At 73.7% G+C, this 4,653-nt stretch carries 3 protein-coding genes; 1 reads left to right on the forward strand and 2 read right to left on the reverse strand.

Features of this window, described 5'->3' with window-relative positions; genetic code table 11:
* The coding region (locus tag AXW62_RS36205) for a coiled-coil domain-containing protein (RefSeq protein WP_502688790.1) at positions 1-1,842 on the forward strand (1,842 nt) is incomplete at its 5' end.
* Between the two features lie 108 nt (positions 1,843-1,950).
* Here the strand turns inward: AXW62_RS36205 and AXW62_RS36210 are convergent.
* Positions 1,951-3,417 carry an aldehyde dehydrogenase family protein gene (locus tag AXW62_RS36210; RefSeq protein ID WP_060948144.1) on the reverse strand — a complete coding sequence of 489 codons (1,467 nt, stop codon included), beginning with the start codon at positions 3,415-3,417 and terminating at the stop codon, positions 1,951-1,953.
* The gene (locus AXW62_RS36215; RefSeq protein ID WP_060948143.1) at positions 3,414-4,595 is read right to left on the reverse strand and encodes an aromatic ring-hydroxylating oxygenase subunit alpha; all 1,182 of its coding nucleotides are present in this window, start codon (positions 4,593-4,595) and stop codon (positions 3,414-3,416) included. Before AXW62_RS36215 ends, AXW62_RS36210 begins: the two co-directional genes overlap by 4 nt.
* Positions 4,596-4,653 lie beyond the last annotated feature (58 nt).

Genomic DNA, 4,653 nt, shown 5'->3' on the forward strand with positions numbered 1-4,653 from the left:
GACCGGGCCCGCGCCGCCGACGAGGACCGGCGTGCCGCCCAGCGCGCGGCCGACGACGCGCGCCGCACCGCACGCGCCTTGCGCGCCGAGCGCGCGGAGATCGCGGGCGCCCCCGACGACCTCGGCGAGGACACCGAACCGCCCTCCGCCTCGCTGCCCGCGCTCCGCGAGGCGTACCGCGCCGCCTCCCAGGTCTACGAGAAGGTCGGCGTCGGCGCCGATCTGCGCGCCGAACAGGCCCGTGCCGAAAGCGACGAGAGCGCGGCCCTCGCCTCCCTCGACCGGCTCACCAACAAGGTCCGCACCCGCGCCGCCCAGCTCCTGGAGGGCACCGACGGCGCCGACGGCCCCTCCCGGCAGGCTGCCGCCGCCCGCGCCGAATCGCTCGTCCAGATGCTGGAGAGCCGTGCCTCGGCGGCGAGCGAGCAGCTCGGACGGCTGCGCGGCGAGGCCGAGCGGCTCGCCCCGGCCGACGGCGATGCGCACACCGAGCTGCCGGAGGAGCTGGTCCCGGCCGACGCCGAGCAGGCGAAGGAGCTGCTGCGCACCGCCAACGGCGAACTGGCCGCCCGTACGGACGCCCTGGACACCGCCCGCACCGCCCACGCCGACCTGGTGCGTGCCCACCGCTCCGCCGAGGACGCGGCGGGCGGCTTCGACGAGACTGCCGCCCTGCTGCGGGACCTGCTGCGGGACGGCCCCGGCGCGGAGGACGACGGCGAGCGAGCCGAGCCGTACGCCGGCGGTCTCGCCGAGGCCCGTCAGTCCGCCGCCGAAGCCCGCCGCTCGCTGCGCGGCTGCGCCGCCGATCTGTCGGCCGCGGAGGCGGCGGTGCGGGAGGCCGGCGATGTGCTCGTGCGGCACGCCAACTCCACCCGCTACGAGCAGGTACGCACCCCGGCCCGGCAGCAGATCCGGGAACTCCCCTCGGCCGCGCTGCCCGAGCACGCCGCCGCCTGGGCCGAGGCGTTCGCCCCCCGGCTGCGGGTGCTCACCGACGAGCTGGAGCAGCTGGAGCGCAACCGCGACTCCATCGTGGACCGGCTGCGCGGCCTGGTCGAGTCCTGTCTGGCCACCCTGCGCTCGGCGCAGCGGCTGTCCCGGCTCCCGGAGGGGCTCGGTGAGTGGTCGGGACAGGAATTCCTGCGGATCCGCTTCGAGGACCCCGACCAGGCCACGCTCACCGAGCGGCTCGGCGAGGTCATCGACGAGGCGACCCACTCCGCCGTCCGGAAGAACTCCGACCTGCGGCGGGACGGTATGTCCCTGCTGCTGCGCGGGGTGCACGCCGCGCTCCAGCCGCGCGGAGTGGCCGTGGAGATCCTCAAGCCGGACGCGGTGCTGCGGGCCGAGCGGGTGCCGGTGGGACAGATGGGCGATGTGTTCTCCGGCGGCCAGCTGCTGACCGCCGCCATCGCGCTGTACTGCACGATGGCGGCCCTGCGCAGCAACGACCGGGGCCGCGACAAGCACCGCCACGCGGGCACCCTCTTCCTCGACAACCCGATCGGCCGCGCCAACGCCACCTATCTGCTGGAGCTTCAGCGGGCGGTCGCGGACGCGCTGGGCGTGCAGCTGCTCTATACGACGGGGCTGTTCGACACCACGGCGCTGGCCGAGTTCCCGCTGGTGATCCGGTTGCGCAACGACGCGGATCTGCGGGCCGGGCTGAAGTACATCAGCGTCGAGGAGCATCTGCGGCCGGGCCTCCCGGTCCGGGAGCCGGAGGAGGAGCCGCAGGTGCACGGCCAGATCACCGCGACACGGATGTACCGGCGGCCCGACGCGGACGCGCCCGCCTCCGCGCCCGCGTCCGCCGGGGCTTCGGCGGACGGCCCGTGAGCGCGGTGGGCTGCCCCGGACGGGACCGAAGCTCACCGTCGCCAGGCCCGGTCGGGCGCCCCGCTGCGGGTCATGGGCGCGAGCCTCGTTGGGGCTGTCCCGCCCCGGTCAGGCGAACCAGCCCCGTGGGCGCGGGCGCGTATTGCGCCAGATGTGCTTGGTCTCCCGGTACTCCGCGAGCCCGCTGGGCCCCAGTTCCCGCCCGGTCCCGGACTGCTTGAACCCGCCCCATTCCGCCTGTGGCAGACAGGGGTGGTAGTCGTTGATCCACACGGTGCCCAGCCGCAGCCGGGAGGCCACCCGCCGCGCCCGCTCCTCGTCGCCGGACCATACGGCCCCGGCGAGCCCGTACACGGTGTCATTGGCCAGCCGCACCGCCTCGTCCTCGCTGGCGAAACGTTCCACCGTGAGCACCGGCCCGAATGACTCATCGGCCAGCACCGACATGCCGCTGTGGCAGCGGTCCAGGACGGTCGGCAGGAAGTAGTAGCCGTCGGCCAGGGCCGGATCGTCGGGGCAGGTGCCGCCGCAGCGCAGCCGGGCGCCCTCCGCGAGGCCCGTCGCCACGTACGCCTCGACCCGGGCCCGGTGGGCGGCGGAGATCAGCGGGCCGGTCTGGGCCCGCTCGTCGAACGGCCCGCCGAGCCGGATCCCGCGGGCGCGGTGCACGACCTCCTCGACGAAGGCGTCGTGCACGGAGTCCTCCACCATCAGCCGGGCCCCGGCCGAGCAGACCTGTCCGGAGTGGCGGAAGACCGCGGTGAGCGCGTGGTCCACCGCCGTATCGAAGTCCGCGTCGGCGAAGACGACATTGGGGTTCTTGCCGCTCAGCTCCAGCGAGGTCCGCTTGACCGTGCCCGCGGCCGCGGCCATGACCCGGCGCCCGGTCCGCAGGCCCCCGGTGAAGGACACCATGTCGACATCGGGGTTGTCGGTGAGCGGGGCGCCGGCCTCGGGCCCCGGGCCGAGCACCAGATTGGCCACCCCGTCCGGCAGTCCGGCCTCCACCAGCAGCCGCATCAGGGCGATGGCGGTACTGGGGGTCAGCTCACTGGGCTTCAGGACGAAGGTGTTGCCCGCGGCGAGCGCGGGCGCCACCTTCCACGAGGTCTGCGGCAGCGGGCAGTTCCATGGGGTGATCAGCGCGCAGACGCCGACCGGCTCATGGACCACCCGGCTGACCGCGTGCGCGGTGCCGGTGTCCACCATCCGGCCCGTCTCGGTGCGCACCAGCCGCCCGTAGTAGCGGAAGCACGCCACCGCATCGTCGACGTCGAGCCGGCTCTCGGCCAAGCGCTTCCCGGTGTCCAGGGATTCCGCGCGGGCGAGCGCGTCCTTGTCGCGCGCCACCAGATCGGCGACGCGCAGCAGCAGATCGCCGCGCGGGCCGGCCGGGGTGCGGGGCCAGGGGCCCTGGTCGAACGCCTGCCGGGCGGCGGCCACCGCCTCGGCCGCGTCCTTGCCGCCGCCCTCGTCGACGACCGCCACCAGCGATCCGTCGGCCGGGCAGCGGATCTCCCGGGTGCGTTCGTCGATCGCGCCGGTCCACCGGCCACCGATGAGGAGATCCGTCACGGGCACTCCTCCGTCTCCGTCTCCGTCTCCCTCTCCGGGGCCGGGGCCGGGACATGGTCGGTCACCCACCGGTGGAAGGCGCCGATGTGGTGTTCGCTGGGCACGAGCACCCCGCCGGCGCGGTAGGCGCGGGAGTCCATCGCGGGCTGGGTGCGCTCACAGGCGTCGAAGTCCTGGGAGTTGACCCGGTGGAACAGCTCGACCGACTTCGACAGATCCCGCTCCGAGACCACCACCTCGGGTTCGTAGAGCCAGTCGCATTCGACCAGGGTGCGATCGGGGGCGAGCGGGAACATCCGGTGGATGATCACATGGTCGGGCACCAGGTTGACGAAGACCTGCGGCCGTACGGTGATCGCGAAGTAGCGGCGGTCCTGCTCCTCGGCGATCCCCGTGAACCGGCCGAACCCCTCGCTGCCGTCCACCGTGAACCCCCGGGCCTCCTCGGCGAACTCGGCGCCGTGCCCGACGAAGTACTGTGCCGCCAGGCCGTTCGCGAACTCCGGCAGCACCTCGGTGAGTTCGGGGTGGATCGTGGCGCAGTGGTAGCACTCCATGAAGTTCTCGACGATCAGCTTCCAGTTGGCCCGGACGTCGTAGGAGATCCGGCGGCCCAGCGCCAGCCCGGCCACGCCGTAGCGCTCCACGGACTCCGCGTCGCCGAGCCGTTCGGCCACCGCCCCGATGACCGTCTCCTCGAACGACGGTGGTTCCTCGGCCAGACAGACCCAGACATAGCCCAGCCATTCGCGAAGCCGTACCCGTATCAGACCGCGCTCGACCCGGTCGATATCGGGCATCTTCTGGAGGTTGGGGGCGGCGGTGAGCCGGCCGTCCAGATCGTAGGTCCAGGCGTGGTACGGGCATTGCAACGAACGCCGCACCGTACCGGACTCCTCGGTGCACAGCCGGGCGCCGCGGTGACGGCAGACGTTGAGGAACGCCCGCGGCTCACCGCGGCGGTTGCGGGTGATCAGCACGCTCTCCCGGCCGACGCGCACGGTACGGAACGCGCCCGGCCGGTCCAGCTCGGCTCCGCGCACCGCGCAGCACCACATGGCCTCGAACAGGTGCTCCTGCTCCCGCCGGAAGACACCGGGAGCGGTGTACCAGTGGCCGGGGAGGGTGGCGAGCAGACTGGGGGTCGTGGCGGCGGGGGACTCGGGGGCCACGGTCATGGGATTCTCCGTAAGTCGGGCGCGGCGGTCGGCCGGCGGGGTCAAGGACTCGATGGGG

The sequence above is a fragment of the Streptomyces hygroscopicus subsp. hygroscopicus genome (assembly GCF_001553455.1).
GTDB classification, from domain to species: Bacteria; Actinomycetota; Actinomycetes; order Streptomycetales; family Streptomycetaceae; genus Streptomyces; species Streptomyces hygroscopicus.